This window comes from Pseudomonas sp. FSL R10-1350 (assembly GCF_009600525.1).
In the GTDB taxonomy this organism is placed as follows: domain Bacteria; phylum Pseudomonadota; class Gammaproteobacteria; order Pseudomonadales; family Pseudomonadaceae; genus Aquipseudomonas; species Aquipseudomonas helleri.
Genome location: NZ_WIVR01000236.1, coordinates 1 through 270, shown reverse-complemented (window position 1 = coordinate 270; position 270 = coordinate 1). Strand labels below are relative to the sequence as shown.

The following is a 270-nucleotide window of genomic DNA, read 5'->3' as shown; positions in this document are numbered from 1 at the left end:
GATACAGCCACGCCCAAAGTTTGGGCTTTTTCCAATTTACTGCCTGCGGCTTCTCCGGCGACAACGTAGTCAGTTTTTTTAGATACGCTGCCGGAAACTTTACCGCCTGCAGCCTCAATCATGGCTTGGGCTTGGTCGCGTTTGAGCGTGGGTAAAGTCCCTGTTAATACAAAGGTTTTACCTGCTACAGTCTCATTAATGCCGTCTGAAATCGTTTCATCTTGAAGCTTAGACAGCGTTTGAGCAAAGAAAGTTTTCATATTTTCAAGC

At 45.9% G+C, this 270-nt stretch carries 1 protein-coding gene; it reads right to left on the bottom strand.

Going from position 1 to position 270, the window contains the following annotated elements:
* The coding region (locus GHO25_RS25965; RefSeq protein WP_306108785.1) for a BRCT domain-containing protein at positions 1–270 on the bottom strand (270 nt) is incomplete at both ends.